The organism is Pseudomonas sp. H1_D05, assembly GCF_054682705.1.
In genome coordinates, this window is sequence record NZ_CP162825.1 from 248,352 (window position 1) to 270,926 (window position 22,575).

The 22,575-nt window shown below is 52.7% G+C and carries 15 protein-coding genes; 4 read left to right on the top strand and 11 right to left on the bottom strand.

What is annotated here, in order from left to right; all coding sequences use genetic code 11:
- Positions 1–628: 628 nt before the first annotated feature.
- On the bottom strand, positions 629–2,584 hold the full coding sequence (gene acs, locus AB4O11_RS01185) for an acetate--CoA ligase (protein ID WP_007912698.1): 1,956 nt from the start codon (positions 2,582–2,584) through the stop codon (positions 629–631).
- Positions 2,585–3,048: 464 nt separating this feature from the next.
- Between acs and AB4O11_RS01190 the strand changes: the two genes are divergently transcribed.
- Positions 3,049–3,309: a DUF2790 domain-containing protein gene (locus tag AB4O11_RS01190; RefSeq protein ID WP_093430405.1), complete on the top strand. Its 261-nt coding sequence runs from the start codon at positions 3,049–3,051 to the stop codon at positions 3,307–3,309.
- A 542-nt stretch (positions 3,310–3,851) separates the two neighbouring features.
- Positions 3,852–5,102: a ribonucleotide-diphosphate reductase subunit beta gene (locus AB4O11_RS01195; protein ID WP_093430406.1), complete on the top strand. Its 1,251-nt coding sequence runs from the start codon at positions 3,852–3,854 to the stop codon at positions 5,100–5,102.
- Positions 5,103–5,293: 191 nt separating this feature from the next.
- Here the strand turns inward: AB4O11_RS01195 and AB4O11_RS01200 are convergent, their stop codons facing one another.
- The 7 genes from AB4O11_RS01200 to dcm all read right to left on the bottom strand — a co-directional run bounded on the left by AB4O11_RS01200 (position 5,294) and on the right by dcm (position 17,314).
- Positions 5,294–6,913: a nuclease-related domain-containing DEAD/DEAH box helicase gene (locus AB4O11_RS01200; RefSeq protein ID WP_460129865.1), complete on the bottom strand. Its 1,620-nt coding sequence runs from the start codon at positions 6,911–6,913 to the stop codon at positions 5,294–5,296.
- Positions 6,914–6,922: 9 nt separating this feature from the next.
- Positions 6,923–8,755, bottom strand: a complete 1,833-nt coding sequence (gene drmB / locus AB4O11_RS01205; protein ID WP_460129867.1) for a DrmB family protein — start codon at positions 8,753–8,755, stop codon at positions 6,923–6,925.
- Entirely contained in the window at positions 8,748–11,954 is a 3,207-nt protein-coding gene (locus AB4O11_RS01210) for a helicase-related protein (protein ID WP_460129869.1), read from the bottom strand. Before AB4O11_RS01210 ends, drmB begins: the two co-directional genes overlap by 8 nt.
- An 11-nt stretch (positions 11,955–11,965) precedes the next feature.
- Positions 11,966–13,879, bottom strand: coding sequence for a UvrD-helicase domain-containing protein (locus AB4O11_RS01215; RefSeq protein WP_460129871.1), 1,914 nt, complete (start codon positions 13,877–13,879; stop codon positions 11,966–11,968).
- A gap of 178 nt (positions 13,880–14,057) precedes the next feature.
- Entirely contained in the window at positions 14,058–15,305 is a 1,248-nt protein-coding gene (locus tag AB4O11_RS01220; protein WP_460129873.1) for a type II restriction endonuclease, read from the bottom strand.
- On the bottom strand, positions 15,266–15,721 hold the full coding sequence (locus AB4O11_RS01225) for a very short patch repair endonuclease (RefSeq protein WP_460131025.1): 456 nt from the start codon (positions 15,719–15,721) through the stop codon (positions 15,266–15,268). The genes AB4O11_RS01220 and AB4O11_RS01225 overlap by 40 nt, the downstream gene beginning before the upstream one ends.
- A 156-nt stretch (positions 15,722–15,877) precedes the next feature.
- Positions 15,878–17,314 (bottom strand): DNA (cytosine-5-)-methyltransferase, encoded by a 1,437-nt coding sequence (dcm, locus tag AB4O11_RS01230; RefSeq protein WP_460129875.1) that lies wholly within the window; start codon positions 17,312–17,314, stop codon positions 15,878–15,880.
- 572 nt (positions 17,315–17,886) lie between these two features.
- Between dcm and AB4O11_RS01235 the strand changes: the two genes are divergently transcribed.
- Both AB4O11_RS01235 and AB4O11_RS01240 read left to right on the top strand, forming a co-directional pair.
- The gene (locus AB4O11_RS01235) at positions 17,887–18,396 is read left to right on the top strand and encodes a BRO-N domain-containing protein (RefSeq protein WP_460129877.1); all 510 of its coding nucleotides are present in this window, start codon (positions 17,887–17,889) and stop codon (positions 18,394–18,396) included.
- Positions 18,397–18,671: 275 nt separating this feature from the next.
- Positions 18,672–19,658 carry a hypothetical protein gene (locus AB4O11_RS01240; protein WP_460096660.1) on the top strand — a complete coding sequence of 329 codons (987 nt, stop codon included), beginning with the start codon at positions 18,672–18,674 and terminating at the stop codon, positions 19,656–19,658.
- A 3-nt stretch (positions 19,659–19,661) separates the two neighbouring features.
- Here AB4O11_RS01240 and AB4O11_RS01245 read toward each other — a convergent pair whose 3' ends face one another.
- From AB4O11_RS01245 to AB4O11_RS01255, 3 genes are all read right to left on the bottom strand, one after another.
- Positions 19,662–20,858, bottom strand: a complete 1,197-nt coding sequence (locus AB4O11_RS01245; RefSeq protein ID WP_460129879.1) for a hypothetical protein — start codon at positions 20,856–20,858, stop codon at positions 19,662–19,664.
- Positions 20,859–20,975: 117 nt separating this feature from the next.
- On the bottom strand, positions 20,976–21,662 hold the full coding sequence (locus AB4O11_RS01250; RefSeq protein WP_460091966.1) for a DUF6933 domain-containing protein: 687 nt from the start codon (positions 21,660–21,662) through the stop codon (positions 20,976–20,978).
- A gap of 77 nt (positions 21,663–21,739) precedes the next feature.
- A complete protein-coding gene (locus AB4O11_RS01255; protein ID WP_460129881.1) occupies positions 21,740–22,555 on the bottom strand; it encodes a sulfite exporter TauE/SafE family protein in 816 nt (271 codons plus the stop codon).
- Positions 22,556–22,575: the final 20 nt, after the last annotated feature.

Here is a 22,575-nt window from a genome sequence, read left to right on the forward strand (position 1 = left end):
CTGCATCGGTGGGAAATTTCCCATTGAAACCGTCGGAGATTTCAACGTCAGCCACGATGAGCGAGTGATCGGCATTCTAACGACAGGCCCGAAGCCGATATTTCTTCAATGCGACAACTAATTACAGATGCACAGAGAAAGCGACTTGAGCACATTGACAGCCTTGCAATTTCATGCAAGAGCGAAAGACAGTGAACCGATCTATGCTGCAAATTGCGGGCCTATTATTCGCAAACCCTTCTAATCCGGCAAGCGCAGCGTTGTGTCTTATTTTTCACCGGGGGTTTCGAGGCTCTAAAACGGGGCAATGCGTTTCCCTTTGCCCCGTCGCGGGGCGGGCGGTTACACATTCGGTTACGAGGAAGGTGTTGGGTAACAGTGGGAAATGTCTTACGGGGTAGATCGATAATTATTGGTTGAGTCGCTGATCGTTCCCACGCTCTGCGTGGGAATGCCTCCCTTGACGCTCTGCGTCGGCTTCTGGGACGCAGAGCGTCCCTTGCTGCATTCCCACGCAGAGCGTGGGAACGATCAATGAAGCCGGTTCAGCCACCACAAAACCTCCAGACACAAAAAAGCCCCGCACGGCATACACCGGACGGGGCTTTCTTCTTTTCAGACCTGCTACTTAAGCAACATTCATCGTCTTGTGCGTATCAATCAAATGCTGCACCACACCCGGATCCGCCAACGTGGAGATATCCCCCAACCCGTCATATTCCGCCGTCGCAATCTTGCGCAGAATGCGGCGCATGATCTTGCCCGAACGCGTCTTCGGTAGCCCCGGTGCCCACTGAATCACGTCCGGCGAAGCAATCGGCCCGATCTCCTTGCGCACCCAGTTCTTCAACTCCAGACGCAACTGCTCGGTCGGCTCCTCGCCATTCTTCAACGTGACATAGACATAAATGCCTTGCCCCTTGATGTCATGCGGCACACCCACAACAGCCGCCTCGGCAACTTTCGGATGCGCAACCATCGCGCTCTCGATCTCCGCCGTGCCCATGCGGTGGCCGGAGACGTTGAGCACGTCATCGACACGTCCGGTGATCCAGTAGTAGCCATCGGCATCACGACGCGCGCCGTCACCGGTGAAGTACATGCCACGGAAGGTCTTGAAGTAGGTATCGACGAAACGATCGTGATCGCCATACAGCGTACGTGCCTGACCTGGCCACGAATCGAGAATCACCAGATTGCCTTCGGCCTCGCCCTCGATGATGTTACCGAGGTTGTCGACCAGCGCCGGCACCACACCAAAGAACGGACGTGCTGCCGAACCCGGCTTCAGCGCGTGGGCACCCGGCAACGGGCTCATCATGTTGCCGCCCGTTTCGGTCTGCCACCAGGTATCGACGATCGGGCAACGCGACTTGCCGACATTCTTGTAGTACCAATCCCAGGCTTCCGGGTTGATCGGCTCGCCGACCGAACCGAGCAGGCGCAGGCTGCTGCCATCCGCACCTTCAACGGCGGCCTGACCCGAAGCCATCATCGCGCGAATCGCGGTTGGTGCGGTGTAGAGGATATTGACCTTGTGCTTGTCGACGATCTTAGCCACCCGGGTGATGTCCGGGTAGTTCGGCACGCCTTCGAACAGCAGCGTGGTCGCGCCATTGGCCAGCGGGCCGTAGACGATGTAGCTGTGGCCGGTGACCCAGCCGACGTCGGCGGTGCACCAGTAGACTTCGCCCGGACGGTAGTCGAACACGCGCTCGTGGGTCATCGCCGCATACAGCAGATAACCGCCAGTGGTGTGCTGCACGCCCTTCGGTTTGCCGGTCGAACCGGAGGTATAAAGGATGAACAGCGCTTCTTCGGCACCCATCTCTTTCGGCGCGCAGACGGTGCCCGCCACTTTCATCAGGTCTTCGTACCAGATGTCGCGATGCTGGTTCCACTTGATGTCGCCACCGGTGCGCTTGCACACGATGACTTTCTGGATGCTGCTGGTTTCCGGGTTGGTCAGCGCATCGTCGACGTTGGCCTTGAGGGAAATCTTCTTGCCGGCGCGGATACCTTCGTCAGCGGTGATCACCACTTTCGATTTGCAGTCGATGATGCGACCGGCCAGGGCTTCCGGCGAGAATCCACCGAACACCACCGAGTGAATCGCGCCGATCCGGGTGCAGGCCAGCATGGCGACCACGGCTTCGGGAATCATCGGCATATAAATGGTCACCACGTCGCCGCGGTGCACGTCCTGACCACGCAGGGCGTTGGCGAGCTTGCAGACTTGCTCGTGCAGTTCGCGGTAGGTGATGTTGCGGCTCTCGGAAGGATCGTCGCCTTCCCAGATGATCGCGACTTGATCGCCGCGCTCGGCCAGATGACGGTCGAGGCAGTTGTAGGAAACGTTCAGGGTGCCGTCGGCGAACCACTTGATGTCGACATGGTGATCGTCGAACGACGTCTGTTTCACCGTGGTGAAAGGCTTGATCCAGTCGAGACGCTTGGCTTGCTCGCGCCAGAAGCCGTCAGGGTTGACGACCGACTGCTGGTACATGGCTTTGTAGGTCGCCTCGTCAGTCAGCGTGTTAGCCAGAACCTCGGGACGAACGGGATACAGAGAAGCCGCACTCATCTTTCCTACCTCGGTGTAATAGTTGTTTTTGTATGACCCTGTTGTAACGGGGCGGGGGCCATAGAACCATTCGACGATGGTAGTAACAAGCCCCTACAAAACATCCAGATACCCCAAACGCAGGCCCCACGCCATTTATTCAGACACCCCACAACCCTGTGGGAGCTTGCCTGCAAGCGATTCAGACAACTCGGTCCCACAGACAAAACACCCGGTTATCAATCCCCATCTCAAGGGATTGTTACCAAATCTGCCAAAGGTGTTTATCAAAACCCGCTCTGTTTACCCCCGCCCCATCTCCCTAAAATCCACCTCGCCAACAAGGCAAACGCGATTAACAACGATACAGCCCCCACGAAGGCCGTTAATCCAGCTCTCAAGTAATAACTGCAAACGATGAAGTTCCACACGCAACCCTAAAAAGGTTGCGTGACCCCACTCGACCTCAAAAAGGTAAATCTGAAATGAAAGCTTTATTGGTTCTGGCCCTCAGCAGTCTGTGCGCAACCGCCATGGCAGATGAGGTCCCGACTGATGTCGCGCAGCAACAACCGGTTGTTGAGGAATACACTTACTCGACTCACCTGGACATCGCCAAAGTTGTTTCCATGAGCGAAGTTCCGAATGTCTGCGAAGTGGTTCCAGCCAAAATGGAATACGACGACTCCAAAGGTCAGCGTCACATCCTGCGCTACAGCATCATGGGCAACGGCTGCACCAATTGATGATTCGAGACTGCACCGAATTGGATCTCTCAGCGCTTCATTGAGGGTCGATTCCAGCCCGACTTCGGTCGGGCTCAGTTGTGTTTGAAGCCGGCAAAAATGCTTGCAAAACACTAGATGTAGTAAAAATCGGCTTTTTTTGTTCGTTTTTTGAGCAAATTCACAATGGCGAGATTTTTACGAAAAAAAATCTATCCCCGGCAAAGCCCTGTAAACCCTCACTCTCATCGAATATCCGCCCTCCTCGACCGCTCCATGCGCGGATTCGCCTCAGCACAGCCGTGTTTTTTTCCCTATAATGCCGCCCCATACGGGTCAGCAATATTCCCTTACAGGGAGCAAAAGCCATTCTGAAGCCCCGCAGCAGCGTTCAACGCTGATTGCGCCCATCAGAGGCTCTCGGAACCCGTCAAAATTTCTGTTTATTTGCCTGCGTGCATCGCTGCAAAAAACGACATCCAACGCGGTCTGTACGACCGTGTGAAAAACCAACCAATCAGGTTTCACACGGGCACAGGCCCTCACGCAGGAGACGACACGTCATGCTGAGCTGGGACGAATTCGACAAAGAAGACAGTGAAGTAGCAGCAGTGAAAGGCGCCAACGCCGGCCACGCTAGCGAAGCCAACATGGACCGCCTGGACAACGCCGGCGGCGCCGCCGCGCTGGAAGCCCGCGCCGTGACCGCCGACGACTCGGCCGCTGTCGCCCGCGCCAAGGCTGCACTGAACTCCCTCGACGTTGCCGAAGGCCTCGCCGAACTCGAAGGCGCCTCCGCCCGTGTCGCCGTTGACGAAAAGCGCATGATCAACTGCCGCGCCGACCTCAACCAACTCGTGCCATTCAAGTACGACTGGGCCTGGCAGAAGTACCTGGACGGTTGCGCAAACCACTGGATGCCGCAAGAAGTCAACATGACCGCCGACATCGCCCTCTGGAAAAACCCGGAAGGCCTGACCGACGACGAGCGTCGCATCGTCATGCGCAACCTCGGCTTCTTCTCCACCGCCGACTCCCTGGTTGCCAACAACCTGGTCCTGGCCGTGTACCGCCTGATCACCAACCCGGAATGCCGCCAGTACATCCTGCGCCAGGCCTTCGAAGAGGCGATCCACACCCACGCCTACCAGTACTGCATCGAATCGCTGGCCATGGATGAAGGCGAGATCTTCAACATGTACCACGAGATCCCATCGGTCGCGAAAAAAGCCACCTGGGGCCTGAAATACACCCGTTCGATCTCCGATCCGAAGTTCGAAACCGGCACCGTCGAAACCGACAAAGAGTTGCTGCGCAACCTGATCGCCTACTACTGCGTTCTGGAAGGCATCTTCTTCTACTGCGGCTTCACCCAGATCCTCTCCATGGGCCGCCGCAACAAAATGACCGGCGTCGCCGAGCAGTTCCAATACATCCTGCGCGACGAATCCATGCACCTGAACTTCGGCATCGACGTGATCAACCAGATCAAAATCGAAAACCCACACTTGTGGGATGCCGAGATGAAAGAAGAAGCGACCCAGATGATTCTGCAGGGTACGCAGCTGGAGATTGAATACGCGCGTGACACCATGCCTCGCGGCGTACTGGGCATGAACGCGGCGATGATGGAGGACTACCTGAAGTTCATCGCTAACCGTCGTTTGAGCCAGATTGGTTTGAAGGAAGAGTATCCAGGGACGACTAACCCGTTCCCTTGGATGAGCGAGATTATGGACTTGAAGAAAGAGAAGAATTTCTTTGAGACTCGTGTGATTGAGTATCAGACTGGTGGGGCGTTGAGCTGGGATTGATTGCCCTGAATAGACAAATCGCAAAACCAAAAAGCCCTGGCATATTCAGGGCTTTTTTTTAGAAGATGCGCGCCACCTATTAGCAGAGACCACAAACTATGCTCAAGGGTGTGTCCTTCGTAATTTGCTCGCGCAACACGCCAAACCACTAAAATCAATAGCAGGAAACAAATTAAGCCTTTGTTTTGCGTTTACTCTGCTGCCTCGGTCGGTAGACCTCCCTTCATTGCCTTGGCAAGTAGGGTTCCAGCAAATGATCCGACAACAAACAAAAGCACACGCGCTCTGGACACCCCTACATAGCTAAGTTCATTGCTGGCAGCGGCAACTCGGTTTACAACTAAAACCACCACAGCCGCCTCAAGCCCCTTGAAACGAGCAATTGTGTCAACAACCACACAACCAGGATCGCGCGACATCGCATCACACACTTTAGTCCGAGCTGTCATCAGCGTTGATCTTAAAGTTTTAGTTATCTTTTCGTCGGGCGTAAGTACAGCTATATCAGCAGGAAGAACGTGCTCATTCTTAATTAGAGTTACAACGATTCGGGCAACCTCGTCATTTGAGGCTGTGGGTTGGACTTCCAAAATTGAAACAGGCTGGCCAAAGGGGCCGGCGCAACCAATCAATGGACCGCGATAAAGCTTCTCCGTTACCGTAGCAATCGACTGAGTATTACGCAGATTGAGCCGGAGAGGAAAACAAGTAGCTTGCAATCGAGTTTCGAGGTCATCTCGTGCTCTATAGACCGCTTGGTTAGAATCAAAAAGGACACGCAGAACTCCACTCTTTGGCTCAAGACAAGCTTCAATGCAGTCCCATAACTCCCAACCAACATCTTGCCCTTCATCGACAATCACAGCGCTCCACTTTTGACCTCCCTCCCTACCAGCAACTCTCTCCAATTCAGCGAGCGTTAAAACATCTAGCCCATCGTAGAAACCGACTCGTTGCTTTAGTGTTCTTGCTAAAGCTTCGCTCATACAACAAAGCAAAACGGCTCTTCCCGCTTGTGCGTATCGAATAGCCAACTCACAGGCGATCACGGTTTTTCCGGTGCCAGCTCCGCCCTCAACAACAGTACGCGGAAAAGCTTCAATAGAATGGACAGCCGAAAGCTGCGCGCCAGTCAGCAACTCATCTTGTTGGGATATCTCTGACTGAAGCTGACGATGTAGAGGAACCGAGAGCCTCACCGGTGCTGCAATTGCTGAATCAATTGCTTTAACGCCTACGAGCCCGGGACCCGATTCTATGTCACGACCCTCCGAGACGTATGACGTAAGCCGAGTATTGATCCAGATTGCGAGGGAGTCGCGAAATTCTGTAGCACAGCAGATCAACTGGCGTTCGTACGGACCTATCTGTCCACCCGTTTTTGATTCACAGTGCGGAAAAATTACACCATGCCTGAGCCTTACACGATGATTTGGCCATCCTTTAGCACTCTTGAATTTATCAAGAAGTCTGTGTTTTGAAGACATAGCCTGCTGAATAGGATCCTTTATTCGGTGACGCACACCATTTCGGTCGGTTGAAAACCAAGTGTCGCTTTTCGAGTCATATTCAATGCCCCCTCCTTTGACCTCAATGAACAAAACACCTAGGCCAGGATGCACAACAACAAAATCTGCCTCACCATCAATTTCCCCTCCCCTCGGGGTGATCCCCCACCAAGGTCGCGAATAATAAACAGTCCAGTCTTCATTTAACACGAGTTGTAACTGGCAATAAACCTCACGCTCAGCCGAACGTCGGGGATCCTGCATAACCCACTCAGGCAGTACTCTTGGCCACATTACAGCCATAAAATTTCCTCAAGGTAATAGTGCCGCAAAAAATCCAACGGAATCATCTCCCTCAGATCCCGTCAGCAACGCGCGATCAAGAAATCGATTGTGATGCTCACAGGAGGTCTCCGGGAGAAGCATACAAGCGTGACATGATGCAATTGAGTGAGTTTCAGTTGAGCCTATCTCGCCCGCGATACAAAGTGGGTCCGAAGAGCACCATTGGGACGACCGTAATGCACCAATAACTGTAGATTCCAACAAATCAGCACCTGCACGCCGTTGAAGCCCGCCAAGAGTACCGTCGGAATCAGAAGTGGCGGTATAGATCAACAGTCCCGCCATACTGCTGGATCCTTCGCTGACATAAAGCCGCTCTCGGAGGGAAGCGGTGGAGTAGCCACACTCTACGGTAAGCTGGCGTATTAGCGCATGAGCAAATGCATGAACCATTAACAAACGCGGAGACGCATCGAAAGGTATCGGCTCGTTTGTCCCGCGATTATGCCAGTCCGCGTGCCACGAAGCATTTGCCGGTGCAACCCGATCAGTTACTTGCTTCCGCACCTCCCACTTTTCCAACTCATCCAAGTTAAACTGGATAAAAATACCTTCCCCGCGAACTTCTATTGCCGGCAACCAGTCCATCATTCCGTTGGAAATAGGGGCAACCTGCCCCCCGTTAGGGTCAAATGGAGCGTTTATTCTAGTGAATCCACGAACCACGCGAACCTCTCGAAGTCTAGCAACACGCATGACCTTCGCGATGTATGGTTTCAACACCTCGGGAACCGACTCTCTGTGTAACTCGAACTCCTGATCGTTCTCCTCCATGGAACCCGAAAACACCATATATTCGTCGACGAGCAAGTTGTCCGTACGCAAGTTTTTTGAGTTTTCGGACATTTCATCAAACTTGCGCGCCAACTCCTCTGCAGCTATTTTCTCTCGCTCTATTACCCTACTAAGATGCTGCGATTTTTTAATGTAATCAACTCTTCCTTCATAGTCGATGATGTCCAGCAAGGTATCCCAGTAATCACCGAGAATGCGCTCTAGTGTGCGCGTCCACGGCGGTATGTCCAACGCCGACTCCATTACGGGGTAATAAAGGTTGGAAGCTCCGCGCTGCATAGCCCGGAATGTACCGCTTTCTCCGCTGCACAGACATAACGGATCGTTGCTCCGCAGCCATGGTCGGCCACCCTTGCACATTAGTCCCGAAAGTGCGCGCTTTCCAAAGGCGCCATCAAGCGATCGTATCTGTTTGCATTCCGGGCACGCCAACATAAGGCCCGCAAGACCGGGCCCCGTGGATGATAGCTTTAGCTTGTCTCGGGCCACACAGCCAGATTTATGGCTCACCCACCAATTCCACGGAAACTCTTCGAGGTGGCCTGATGTGCAAGCAGCTACAAAACGGACTGGAATGGCAAAAATTTTTTCACCACCTGCCCGGCCAGCAGAGCAACTCGCACAGTAACGATAAGCCTTACCCGGCTCTTTGCTCCATTTCGAAGCAGGCCTAAGAAACTCGCACTGCGGGCACTGAAGCCATTCCGGGAATCGACGAATTACAAGTGACGCGGGGTCGGGCATTCCGTTTGCCAGTTTGGCATCCTTGTCGAGTACGGGTGGTAACCGGAAGTATTTTTTCCCAAGCTTTTTACAAAGTCTTCTCTCGATAATCTTCTGATACTTCAAATTGCCTATAAGCGGCGCTTTTTTGTCCCACTCCTCGAGACCCGCACTGACGCCAGATACGGGGGCCTTCTCAGCACGCATATCAACTACTGAGCCCGGCGCATAGGTCATCACGACGGCACTACGACGTAGATCTCCAACCATATTATCAGTCATTGTTCTTTCTCCATCTTGGAGCCGGCGTCACACTTGAGCTGTCATTCGGGTTTTTCTCGGTCTCACGTAGTCGCTCGCTTGAACCGGAAGTAAGCACTTCTGCCATCCGAAAGCGAGTAGTCGCCTCGACGCTTCTCATATTATTCATTGTCGGCCAAGCAACTGTTGGCAAACGCCCACTAGCTCTTCTTTGAGCATTAAGATCTGCCGAAATAAGTAATGATTTGCTAGGTTGGTGAGCGTTGTTATATGACAGAGGAGCTCGCGCCTCCCAGTCGCGCAACCTTTCGTCTATCTCAATAGAACAAGCTGTTTTTTCTCTGCTGTCTATTGACTCAACCCGTCTCTCAATCTCCTCGACTACTGATGCAAGAAGGTCGTCCGGAGCACGACTGAGGTCTGGTCGCTTAATCATACAAACAGCACCATGTCGAATCATGGCGACAAGCGCAGCATGCAAAGCTCGATCTCGCGCCCTAGAAGCAAAGGGTGTGACACTTGTCGCTTCGACATCTCGATAAAGAGATGCATGCCATCCATAAAATGTTTCATAGTGCGAGCGATCCCTCGGCTTTGCGGAGTTCAATACCGCAATGACCAAACCTGGAAACACATTCCTCCCAACGCGACTGGTTGCCTGAATATACTCAGAACGAGTCTTTGGCTGACCATTCATCAACATCATCCCTAAACGAGAGACATCGACACCAACGCTCACCATATTCGTAGCCATTACCACGTCCACAGAGCCTAATTTTCCCGCCTCGATCTTCAGCTCACTCAGTATCTCGATGATTTCTTTCTGAGTTACTCGAGAGGTCAGCTCACGAGGGGGAGAGGCTTTACGTTGAGTTTCACCTCTCCGCCCTGAATACAATTGAATTGAGTCGGGTACGTCATCGAGCATCTGCACGATTGCACCACCAAGCTCACGCAGCGAGTTAAAATATGCAAGAAGAGTGGAGTAGCCGTCGCGCTCTGCATCAGAAATGCCAATATTGCTTCCCGCGGATTGAAGCAATGAACCTGCTGTTGCTTGAAGTGCAAATTTTGCTGATCGGCCCGCGGTTGTTACTCCCAGATATACTCTAGGTGCTTTTTCCCGATCCCGCACCGCGAAACCGGAGTCATCGTAGTCCAACCCTGGTGGGGGGAACTGGCAACTTTGCCGATCAAACAAGGCCCTTACCTGCTCTGACGCTCTGCGAATAGTCGCGGTAGAGCCAATAATTTTAGGACGCCTATCATTCTTGCGCAGAAGCCAGTCAAACGCTGTTTCATAGACGCCCGCAATAGTCCCAAGTGGGCCTGAAATGAGATGAAGCTCGTCCTGAATTATAAGGTCTGTCGATTGATCCGTGCCGAACCCGAATAGCTTACCAACGTCCTCCTTGGTAGTGAGAAGCGCGAACTTGTCTATGGTACCCACCAGCAACGTCGGCCGCTCGCGATAGATATCACTATCTACGGTAAACACAGGCCAATGACCAAAGTTGCAACCTAAAAGGCAGGTAACACTCTCACAGTATGGTGTGACAGACTCCAGCAACTTATCGTAGTACCAGCGTACCTTGCCTTGGCAACACGGACACTCGTCGATCTGCTCAGCCGTCGCCCCCCCTTTATTGCCTTGGTTTGCCATGGCATCAGCAAATGTGTTTGGCGTTGCGTCACCGCCGACCCAGAGACCAATAGAAAATGGGAGATTACCCACTTTACCTGTGAACAGCTTGTTTGGCGCCATCCCGCGGCGTACTAGCTCGCACGCGAGAATGAGGGCAGTCGCCCGTTCGAACTGTTGTGCTGTTAGCAATCGAAGCGTGTATCGCATTACAGCTGCATTTCCGGCCCCATTATCAGGAGTTTCATGACCCGACCTTCGGTGGAAAGCCAGCATTGCAATCAATGCCAGGTATGCTTCCGTTTTGCCGCCGCCTGTAGGAAACCACAACAGATCAAGAATCTCCCGATCAAGGGCCTCTCCCGAACAGGTAGACTCAGCGGCTAGCAGAACAAAACCAAGCTGGAAGGGTCTCCAGCAGAGAGGTCGCGCCTTTTTTGAATCCTTCCATGTGTGCTGGAGAGCCATGGCGGCATTAGCAAGCTGGAAAGACTGAAGTAGGCGTCTGTTGCCGTCCATCGCCTTTACGCCTGCTGTAATACGTTCTTGCACGTGCCGACAAGTTAATAGATTGCGCCTCGCGACCGGTTGAAGCTCATCGGGCAACGTTTCAATCTCGGACTCTCTTTGTATTATCCAATCGCCATAGGCAGCAGGAAGTAACATTAGACGACGTAAAACCTCAGCCTCATCCAAAGTAGCGAGAGACTGCGCATCGAAGGCGCCCGCTTTCACCAAAGGCAGAAAAACATCGTCCCCATCCTCTCTGAATGCTGTCACAGCGACACTGGGTATCCATTCAGTTGCAATAGATGAAGCGATTCCTGCTGCTGCTTGCCAAGAAGCAGAACATTGGTGTCCAGTCGCAAACTCTGGCTCATTACGGTATAGCAGCCTCCCGACTTCTTCATCTTCGTCGTTCGCCGAGGGTCTAGCAGGGCGTGGCACTATGAGCGTAGTGGAAGTCGGTTCGATATGAAGCTGGGTTTGGAAGAGCATCAAACTCTCCGCATCGTTGCGGTCACCTTCAGATACGGGACTTCTGTTGATCAGGGTGATAGTTACGAGCCGACCGCTCTGACTTGATCGCGTTCGAACGTGTATTTCCACTTTTACAGAAAGGCCTTCTGCTTTTAGTAGCTGCACGCGCTGGCCATTTACTGGCAGCACGAACCCTTTGAATTCAATGCAGAACGGCTTTCGAGTCCAGCGAGTTTTGGCTGGCTGTCCCTGTTCGATAGGCAGCAACTCATGAGAGTAGGTGGCGAAACGAATGGAAAGATCGATTGGACTGTCACCTACAAGCTGCTGGACGCAAAAGGAAATGCCCATACTGCAGGGTCGCTGCTGTCCAACAAGCGAAGAAGTTGAAGGACTATCATCGGCATCATCATCAGCTTCACTACCGTCGTCATCAGCTGCGTGCATCCTGTCGCCGAACGGCCAAAGAATTCCTGTCAAATAAACATCTGAGGGACGAACTCGCACCCCCTCAAGCACATCACTTTCACTATGAGGACCAACAAGGTCCTCATTAAGACGTTTAATGATTGTTCCTCTAACCTCTAAAGGATTCATTCCTAATCTCCTTAACGGAAGAAAGCGAAGGGATACCCCACTACCATCGGCACTGCGATGATTCCGGAGTCTCGCCAAGGCGAATGCAAAAACTCTCGCGCAGGGTCGTCAGGTGCGAGCACCATTGTTCGCACGCCAAAAATCTTGAGGTGATTCAATACACTTGGCCCTCGTAGCTTGCCAAGGTGTACGAGCTCATTAACTTTCTTTGCGACATCAAGGAGATCACGAGTTAAACCGGTACCTAGAAAGCAAATGGTGTCATCAGTGCCATCCTTGACTAAACGGAACCGCCAGCCCGTCTTACCATTAGATGATTTAGCCTGCGCTACTGTCATGTCGCCGTATAACCCCAGCACTTGCGCCTGAGCGGCTAATGCTTCGGCCTGCGTGTCGAATAAAGAAATCCCGACAAGGCCTGCCGCATCAATATCTTTGATTCGTCCAAGCTCTACAGCAGCACGTGCACACTTTTTGCCCCTGGCGAATGGATAGGGCGTATATGCACGTCCAGATGAATTAAGCCGTCGAGAAATGGCTTTAGAGGCTGCTTGACCGACACGAAGTTTCGATTTCGCCCTCGTAGCACCAACGAAAAGAATTCTAGCTTCCTCGCCCAATTTCTCATCTTCAGTTCCATCAACAGACTGTGGAGCAATATAAAGCCTCACCTCGTCTGCCTCTCGCCCTTTTGCCCCATGAATAGTTCCGATTACAGGACCTTTGAAGCCAAACTCTGGTGTCGTGAACTCATACGGCGGTGAAGCGCTAGCTAGTCGCACGATCATTCGGGTTACAGAAATACGACCTTCTGATCGCCCAAATGCTTGAACCAAGGTCGACCACGCTTTGCCACTATCCTCGGATCCGTTCAGAGGCAATCGTTCACGCCATAGTTTTTCAAAGCATTCCTTATCCATTTCAGGCTGCGTCCAATCCCAAAAAAGAACAGCAATCCAGCTATGGATTGAAATCGGCAATCCAGACATCCGCAAGCGATGAGGAAGGGGCGAGAGGTAACCAGATGCATCAAGCACTTCACCTCGTCGGCGAAAGAGCAGAAAAGTGTCATCTCGCCCTTCAGGTAGTTTGCGGATATCTTCTCTATAAAGCCCTACTGACTCATGATTTATCGAACTAACAAGATCCTTAACGCCGCCCAGACGAAAAGCACCGGTACAACTAAGATCACGTACAAGAGCCCTTCCTCTATGGAAAATATCGAGAAGTATTGGATCGTTAGTGCGGTGAATTTCCGTGAGCTCGAAGCATTTGAAATCAGGCATGTATTCATTGATTCGCTCAGGCAAGCTACCTTCTACCGAGCCGGTCGAACTTTCCTCAGCAAACCCGTAAATCGACTGCGCCTCATCTGAAAAAACAGTTACTCCAGACATCTGCGGTAGAGCATGAATAAGTTCAAGCAATAATTCGCAACGTAGACCTACGACGTCTTGCGCTTCATCTACAATAAGATGACGCACCGAGCCCAAATATTCAAACACACCTTCGTGATTCTTGATGAGTTCTATAACACTCTGAATATTGTCATCAAAGCTACCGCTGAGTGATGCTGTCGCATCAAAACCTGAGTTAATCGCCCACGCATGAGTGTCGATTGTCGCAATCCGTAAGCTGGAGATGGCTCCCGGATCTATCAGGTATGAGGCAATTCTATCTCGTAACTCACGTACTGCGGTGCGAGTGAAGCTGACGAGCCAGATTTCCGAAGCCTCAAGGCCGCCGGAATTGATTAGCCAAGCAATCCTCGCACAAGCTGTAGCCGTCTTGCCGGTGCCAGGGCCCGCATCGACTAGCAATCGTTTTTCGACACCAGCACTGATGACTTCATTTTGCTCGGTGGTCCATAAAACTGCCGGGGTAGAACTCAGCCGGCTATCCCCCTCCCCTTGCAACTCCAACATTCGCGGCCTTCCTTTGCTGGCAAAGTGACACCTTTATTTTGGCCAGTCTCTCACTCGATCTCACCGTAAACAAGGGGAAATTGGCAAGGTTGGGGGCAAAAAATTGGGCGCCGATCGAATTGATGGATACCATCTGGCGGATTTGGGTGGCGACCTAAATAGGTTAATGGAAGTACGGTTACCCAAGACCTTTCGTCAGGGTGATAAAGCTCTCGAGTGCCATCAACCAACTTCTCTGAGAGCCCGAATAGGTCGCCTGTATTTTTTCTGGTACTACAAGTTGCAAACCATGAGATTGCATTTCCAACGTCTGACTTTCGCTAATAGCTGCCTCCATCGTAACCAAGTGCTTGTGGGGAATCCTGTGAGCCTCACTCAAAACTTGGCGCCAACGATCTTTACACGTCGTCTTTGCTCCCAGCATAAATAGCTTCTCAGCTGGAAACTCAAAATCATGGTATTCAGCGAATCCGGGGAAAATAAAATCAGGCCTAGAGTTATTTTCAGTCGTTAAACCTTTACCTCGTCCCTGTTGGAAGCGTAAACCGTGCAACCGGAAGATTTCGTCCAAATGCCCTTCAAATGCGTGGCCTACCCTCGATTTACGACGATTTTGCACGCTCAAAGAAAAACTGATGAACTCATCTACATCATCACCTTTCTTTCCGAATCCACTACGAAGGCGCTCTTGAACCAAATGCCGCTCATAAATACGAAAAAGCTTTTCTTCATGCTCCATCCAGTCAAGGATGGTTTGATCAGGATTACTAATAGGAGCAACCATATCCTCAATTGATTTTCGTGCATATGCTGAAAATGCGGAGGTTGCTGGAAAAGCATTTCCACCAAATAAACCAACAAGCTTTTCAAGCCAAATATCATCGCCCGTTTCGATTCGACTGACTTCAATCCCCAAGTCTTCCAACATTAGTCGTAACGGCAAGAGCAATTGCACTGAGTCCAACGTACCTGCGGTAAAACTTTCGTCTACATAATTTAATCCGAACAGGAGCCGTAGCTGGCTTTCAATCGTGCTACCTGCTGGCGTGAAAATCATCAATAATGAACCATCACGCATTTTTGCCAAAAGAAGAAAATCTCCCTCTTGAAGCAACTCAGTTACCGCGCTCGTATTGTAATAGAGCCGAAATTCAGCACTTCTATGAGGTTGTTTTCGACGACAATCATACCAAGTAACCATACCCTCGCTGATATCCGGCGCAACAGACTCATCAGTGAAATAAATCTGTTTAGCCCTAAATCGGTACTCCTCACTCTTAGCTGGAGTGCCTAGATAATGCTTGAATCCTGCGGCAGGGAGACCACCGATTTCGTGCTGATGAGAACGTCCGGGATCTGCATCCACAGCGCTCAAATATTTGGCAGCTACACCTTCGAAGTAATCGCTAATGCGGTCGCTGAACATACGTTTTCGTCTATCTGTGAATATTCATTACCGTTTATCAGCCACTCCTCTATTAGGTCAATCAATAAAAGAGTTTTCTCTCTCTTCATTGACCTAACCGCGCACTCCCAAACGACGAGCACCCTCCACCCTCTACCCATTAGGGCGACTTCCTGAGATCTGTCTCTGATCTGATTTTTACCTATTTTCTCTAGCCAAAAATGAGGTCGTGTCTGGGGAATTTTGAAATATCGACAGGTGTGTCCATGCCAAAAGCAGCCGTGTACAAATACCGCTGCTTTGTATTTCGGTAAAACCAGATCAGGTTTACCGGGAAGGTGTTTAACGTGCAAACGAAAGCGAAAACCACGCGAATGCAATGCTTTACGGATTAAAATCTCTGGCTGCGTATTTTTATCTTGAATGCCCGACATCATTCTGGAGCGTGTAGCTACATCCACGACATCAACCAAAACTCACCCCCAAATGTCATCATTAGCTCAATTCCTTGGTTGGATTTTAGCTTTCTAATGTCTCTAGCAGTGCTGGCGCGCCTCTGCGCCGATTCTAAGGTTGGAACTCATCACTTCCCCTCAGTCAGGTAACGCAAACTCAAGCTGTGGTCTCTCTGCATCACCTGTTTTTTCCCTCGCCGCCAAAATACGCTCCCTCATCAGACGAGCAACGGCTTCAAAAACCGGCACCGCTACTGAGTTACCGAATTGACGATATGCTTGGGTATCGGAAACAGGAATTACAAATTTGCTCTCGCCTGGCTTGTCGAATCCCATGAGGCGCGAGCACTCATGGGGAGTCAGTCTGCGCGGACGATGAAGCTGATTTAGTTCGCCATTGAAGTCCAAGGTTTCCACAAACCCACGGTCGACCAGGATTTCCGAACCGTCTTTGTGATATCTCGCCGACAGGGTACGGGCCACGTCGTTTGGCCCGGTCAAACCAAAGCCAAAACCGTTGCCCTTCTCGCGATGCTTGGCAGCGTAGCGATAGAGATAATCCCAAAGCTTAGGCGTGAGGATGTATTTTTCATCCACATCCTTATCAAGCAGATCACCGAAGCTAGGTCGCTGCTTCGGTATGTGCTTGCTGATATCGCGCAGAGTGAATCCTTGGTGAACATTGAGATCACGGCGAAAGCCGACCAGCACGATTCGCTCACGATGCTGCGGCACAAAGTGCTTAGCATCTATGACCTTGGGATCTGATCCCTTTGGCGCATTTACATCTGCAACCTCGTAGCCCAGTTCATCCAACGCTTCGCAGATGATCCGGAACGTATTGCCCTTGTCATGGCTTTTCAGGTTTTTTACGTTTTCAAGCAAGAATGCAGCCGGGCGTTTCGCGGCAATAATCCGCGCTACGTCGAAGAACAGGGTGCCTTGGGTCTCACATTCGAAACCGTGCTTACGCCCCAGAGAGTTCTTCTTGGAAACACCTGCAAGCGAGAACGGCTGGCATGGGAAACCTGCCAACAGGACGTCGTGATCAGGAATTTCGCGATCAATGTTCGTGTACGCTTCTTCGTCGCTGATTTCGGGCTTGTCCGAAAGCGTGACCGAGCGGATGTCGAGATTGAAGCGGTGACGAACCGGATCGCAGAAGTGGTTGGCCTTGTAGGTCTTGACCGCGTACTTGTTCCATTCGGACGTGAACAGGCACTCGCCACCGATGGCTTCAAACCCTTTCCTGATGCCGCCAATGCCGGCAAAGAGATCGATAAAGGTGAATGAAGGTTTGTGGTTCAAGCGCTTAGGTAGCAGATCCTTGAGACGAGTGAACTCAATATGGGAGAGCTTCGGCGAGGCCTTTCCCTTGATCCAGCGATTGATAGTTTCGCGGCACCAGTGGCTCGGGCTTACGTCGTTGAGAATTTCGGCCAGTTGCCCTTGGTCGTAGATCTCCAAGAGCTTGTGCAGCAGCGCTAGGTCAGTCACGGGATGTGTATCAGGCTCGTACGAACCCGAGGTTCTTTCGCTCAAGGATTCAAAAGACGGTGTTTCAAAAAGATTCATGAGCCCGAAATTCCTCTGGGTCAAAGCTGTGACGAATGGTCACCATTCTAGCCCGCAAAACTTCAAAGTAAATGAAATTTCCTGGATTCCGTGAGATGAGTCATGGCTACACGGATGTGGGAGCTGCGGGATTCGATGGCGATCAAACACTGGATATAAACACAGCATAATTTACTCCGCATCTTTGTCCAGGTTTCCTTTCGCCTCAGGACCAGTAGGAAAAGTCGCTGGTTGACGACCATCCCTGATGCCCCTACCCTCAGCTCCGAGCCTAAGAAACTCTACAAACCAGAGCGGTCCTCCGCACCCGACAGTCATGCGGCTTTTTTTCGTCTGCGGTTTCTCTACGTCTGCGAAAAATCCCGTTATGTCGGGAGTGGGCGAATACAAGACCCGAAAGGGGAATATGTCCGGCCCGTCTCTGGTGGGTTTCTTAGCTCCCGACACCCTAACGAATGCCCTAAGAAAGCAGCCAGAGGTAAATGGAAATGCCTGACTATCCAACCTTCATGATGAAGGTGAATCGCTGTACCCGTAGAACGCCCTCGTCGCTTCCGACCCGGAGGCCCGCCATGTCTGAACCACTGCTACCGACTCGATTTACCCGCAACAAAACACACCTGCATGCCCTTCTGGTGGAGAATCAAGCGTGGTTCTGTGTCCATGAGCTGGGCCGGTTGATGGGCAAACATCTTGATGAGCGCCAATTGCGTAAACTCGACGCTGATCAGCAGCAGATGATGCGCGTGGAGACTTATAGCGAGGCTGAGGACCACATGATGGTGAGTGAGTCCGGTGTGTATGCACTGCTGATCTATCACTACTGTCCTGAGCATCGGCAGCTTCGTGAATGGCTGACGCATCAGGTTATACCTGCTCTGCGTGATGCTCGTCCGGCGCGCTCGGTTGAGCGTCCGACGTTGAGTGTTTTGAGCTGGCCGCATATGTCGCTGAGTACGTTGCACTGGCAGGACGAGCCGTGGATTCGTTTGCGGGACATGCCTTGTTTGTTGGCGGAGGATCCGTTCAATCGGCAGGAATCCTGGTGGCGTAGGGCTTCGCGATTGTTGCGTGGAGGCTAATGGTTTCAGAGTCCGCTGCTTGAGTTATCACGCAGCGGTTTTTTTGTGCCTCAAAATGCATGGGGCTGCTCCGCACCCCAGCGGGAGCAAGCTCCCTCGCCACAGGGTGATGTGTGGCCTGCGATGGCGGTGGGAGGATTGAAATCTGACTGATGCCGAGAATCGCCAGCAGGCTGCCTCCCACAAATCCCGCATCATCCTGAAAACAATCAGTGCAACCCGCGCCGCCTCCCGCTATTAATACCCCTCCCCCACTCAAGGATCCGAGCCCCACCATGAAATTCGATCTCGCCTACTGCCTCAGCCTCGACGACAAGTTGTCGATCTATGATGTTCGCGATCTCAATTTCGATGAGACGGTGGCGTTTGACTCTGCGAAGGAACACTTCCAGTGCCCCAACGATGCCTGTCGTTCGGCGTTCGAGGCTTCCAACGAGTTGGGTACGTTCAACGCCAAGAACGTGAATTACGTGCGCACGCCGCACTTCAAGAATCTGCCCACTACGCAGCATGTGGCGGGTTGTCCGTATGTGAGTTTGAAGGCTTCAGCGTCTGGCGTTGAGACGGCGGATGGCGAGGTGGATGACGGGCGTGAGGAGCACTTCCCTTCGGAGTTGTTGCTGACCCGCCGTGAGTATGTGCGCAAGCCTGTCGCGCCAGCGGGGGCGGCGGATGTGTTGCGCGATGATCCGGTGCGGGTGGCGGCGGAGAGTGGTAAAGAGTCGGCGGGTCGTGAGTCGGCGCCGGACAAGACCAGTGTGTTTGCGCATCCGGTGGAGTGTTTTGTTTCCAACTTCGCGGACAAGGAGTTGCTCAAGCGGATGCCGTTGAAGGTCGGCGAGCATACGGCGCCGTACAGTTCGTTCTTCAAGAAGATCGAGTATCTGACGGACAACAAGGGGCTGATTTACTGGGGGCGGATCAAGAAGATCGAGGACTTCCACAGTGCCAGTTTTCGTATCGATTTCGAGGACAAGGTCTGGTTCAAGAAGCCCGAGGACAGTAAGAAGAAGCCGTATCCGGTCAGTGTTTATCTGAACAAGAAGCTGATCGACAACTACCGCAAGCGCAAGGCGTTTCTGGAGGAGATCAAGCACGCGGTGGATAGCGACAAGGCGTTGTTCTGTTTCTTCTATGGGGTGACGCCGGAGTTGAAGCAGGTGCCCGGCAAGAAGAACCCCGAAAAGCCTTTCGAGGTCTTCAATGCCAATATCGAGAACCTGGATCACTTCATTATTCGCGAAGCGCCGGGTCTGGAGTGATGGTTAGCCTTGGGGCAGTTGCAGTTTGACGGCGCCGGGGTGTTGTTTGATCAACGAGTACGGCAGGATCGACCAGTCGGGTGAATCGCAGGCTCGCTCGACGCGGGCGAAATACGCGCCGATGTACAAACCTTTTTCGGTGAAGTGCCAGTTGGAATAGCTCCAGTTATCTTCATTGGTGAAGTCGCAACTGTCTTCATCTCCGCCTGCCGGTTTCTTCATTTCATCCGGATACAGCGCGGTGAGTTGTTTGATCAGCCACGGCTTGAAGACTTCGCTTTGGTACTTTGAGCGCGCTGCGTCTTCGGTCTCGGTCAGAGGTTTGTCACCGCCTCTGTAACGATCAGCGTGAAGGATTGGCTGACCCTCGCCCACCCAGAGCACGTCTTCGAGCGACAACGGATGGCCGGTTTTCACATCGATGTTGAGCGGTGAATCGCCGAAGTCTGGGTGCGCACCGCCGCAGTCGTAGCTGGTGGAGATGTTCAGGCTGATGACGCTGGGCGAGATAAATGTCGGGGTGACATCCTGGAGGAATTCGGCGTAACCGCGACCTCGCAACTGGCAACCGTAGTAACTGATGGCCTCGTCCCACAAGCGCCCGAGCAATTGCTGGTTAACCCGTTGCAGATCTTCTTTTGGCATCCCGGATTCGATGCTGAACATGGACATCTTGGTATCAGGCTCTTCCCACCATTGCAGGGAGTAGCCCATGAAGTCCTGCTTTTTACCAGGTTTGAGTTTCAATCCCTGAAGCCGCAGATATTCGTAGGGCTCGCTCTTGGGCAACTTGGCGATGTAGGGCAATGCATTCGCCGGAACTTCGGGAAGTGGCGTATCGGTAACGAGCACGGGCAGTTTTTTGCCTTTAGCGTTTTGCCATTCGCCCTTCCAGCCGGCCTCAATAGGTTTCAGTTTGAGGGTCGGTAATGGCTTGTCCGGGTCCATACGATTGCTGCCCTCTGTGAGCAGCAAGACGTCATTTTTATAGGTGCCATTAAGTTCTAGATCGCGGTGAAATTTCTCATAGAAGTAGCGACCGGTGACTTGCTCCGGATCACTGGTGTCGACTTCGAACACGATCGGCATTTTGCCCAACGTACCGGTGAATACCAGCCGGTTATCTTCGGCATGCGCGCTGGACAACGTAGAGAACAGCACAGCGGCGCAGGTTGCCAGGCGCATCAGTCCCTTGAGCATTGATCGTTCCTTGAAAGAGGCGGAGGCCGCACCGGCACTTGAGGGCCGGCGCAGATAAATTCGGGGGGATTATGGAGAGAACAAATCAGGGATGCGAGGCCCGCAGTGACTTTCAGGCTATTGCAGTTCACTCTGAAACGCCTCGATCTTCCGCTCTGCCTGTTTGCGTCGCTCCAGTGCAGCCTGAATGCCAGACTCATCGACAGCGCAATATTGGCGCAACCAGTGGGCGATCATTTCTTCATCTGGCCTGAAGTAATCCTTGCGCCCTTTGCTGTTTCTGAGTCGACTGTTCATCTGCGCATCGAACCCGATGGCCGCGCGTTCGCCCTGCGGTAAACAACCCCACTCGGCGGCACAGTCCTGAAAAAACCAGGCGATCTGCTCAATGTGCTGTTGTGCACCGCGATGGCTGCGACGATAGAAACGATGTTCTGCGCAGGCTTCGTCAAAACGATCCGACAGGATTCCCGCGTCAGCCCATTGCATGAAATCATGGTTGATCGCGTCGCGTAGCAAGCCTTCGCGCCAGCGTTCGACAAATCCTGCGACAAACCCTTCAGCATCGGCCTTTTTGGCATCGGCGAGGATCATGCAATAGCGGGTTTGCACATGGATGACGAGCAACACGTGTTTGCGTTGGACGGTGATTGCGTGCACGAGCCACTGCTCGTTGGAGCTGCCCGGTTGATCATCTTCGATAACTGCGGTCGGGGGTTTAGCGTCCACCGGAGTGATCACTTTGCCTTTGTGAACACGGCTGAAAAACTTACTGGCGGCTTCGGTGCAATTGAAGATCAACATCCGGGTTCTCTGGTAGTTGCTGGAGTATGGCGCTCAATTACCGATTTTGATTTCTTCCGCTGTAACCTGGCAATGATTCATTTAAGCGAAATGCACAGCAGCACAATAATCAGCAACCCGATATAGACCCTGGCATGCACCCGATCCGGGATTCGCCCAATCCATGGCGCGGCCAAGCGTATCCCGATGAGTGAGCCAACCGTCAGCACCGCAAAGGCGAGCAGATCCACATACCCGACAAACCACGCGCCCAGGTCAGCCTGACTGAACCCTGCTAACGCCATGTACGTCAGCGTCCCGGCCAATGCCACCGGCACACTCAACGGATTGGCCATGGACGTCGCTTGCGACATGCTCAGTCCACAGCGGCGCAACAGCGGCACGGTCATGACGCTTCCTCCTACACCGAGAAACGTCGCGATGGCGCCGATGCCTACACCACCTGCGGAAGTTTCCGTAGCGCCAAGTCGGCGTGGGATGACATCTGGGTTCTGAGTGAGAAAGCCACGTCGCAGCAGGCAGTCGACAATGGTCACGCCGAGGTAACCGATGAACGCATAGCGAATCACTTCGCCGTTGACCCACACCGCCGCTATTGCACCCACCACCGCACCCACTCCGATGAACCCACCCAACGGCCACAGGTAATGGCGGATGAGATTGCCGGCGCGACGGTGTTTGTCGGTGGCGATCAGGGCGTTGACGATCATCACGCAGGTCGAGGTGGCGACAGCGATGTGCATCGCCGATTGGCCGATCGGGTCGTCGGCGCCGTGGCTGGCGGTGAGCAGGCGATACAGCAGCGGCACCACGACGAAGCCGCCGCCGAAGCCGAACAGGACGGCGGTGATGCCGGTCAGGCAGCCGAAGAGAGTCAGTAATAAATAGAACATGTCGAGGCATCCGTGGTGGG